Annotated in this window: 1 protein-coding gene; it reads left to right on the top strand. The window is 58.1% G+C overall.

Annotated features, from left to right (window positions below; translation table 11 throughout):
• Nucleotides 1-79: 79 nt before the first annotated feature.
• Nucleotides 80-632, top strand: a 553-nt coding sequence (locus BHQ40_RS24850; protein WP_070158320.1) for a VOC family protein, incomplete at its 3' end; no start/stop codon positions are given.

Raw genomic sequence — 632 nt, 5'->3', positions numbered from 1 at the left:
GGTGTGGTGGTTTTGGCTGCTGCGTTGTCTGGGCGTCAGGCATGGGTTTTCTGGCTTGTAGAGGTGAATGGAGAGCGAGATGGACCGCAGACTGACGACGACGGGCAAGGTCAACAGCAAGTTCAATATCCGTGGCATCAATCATATTGCGCTTGTGAGTTCGGACATGCAGCGGACAGTGGCCTTTTATGAAGGCATATTGGGCATGCCGCTGATCAAGACCTGCATGCTGGGTCCGAACGGCAAATATGGCCAGCATTTCTTCTTCGACATGGGCGGTTCCTCGCTTGCCTTCTTCTGGTTTCCCGAGGCTGGCCCGGCGCAGCCTGGCGTGACGGTGGTGTCCAACCCGATGGGGCAGGGCGGTCTGTCGCTGACCGCGATTGGTTCGATGAACCATATTGCGCTGGACGTGGATGCGGACGCGCTGCCCGAATATCGGGAGAAGCTGCTGGCGGCGGGCGTGAATTGCTCGCAGATCGTGCATCATAATGATGTGGCGCCGAGCACGGGTCCGAATGCGCTGAAGGAAGTGCATGAGAGCAATTGGGTCAGCTCGGTCTATTTTCTCGACCCGGATGGCATTCAGGTGGAGTTTGCGGGCTGGACGCGGCTGTTCAACGAGACGGACA

Source organism: Sphingobium phenoxybenzoativorans (assembly GCF_001757355.1).
Lineage (GTDB): Bacteria > Pseudomonadota > Alphaproteobacteria > Sphingomonadales > Sphingomonadaceae > Sphingobium > Sphingobium phenoxybenzoativorans.
The sequence above is the reverse complement of the archived record's forward strand: the minus strand, read 5'-3'. Positions and strand labels throughout refer to the sequence as shown.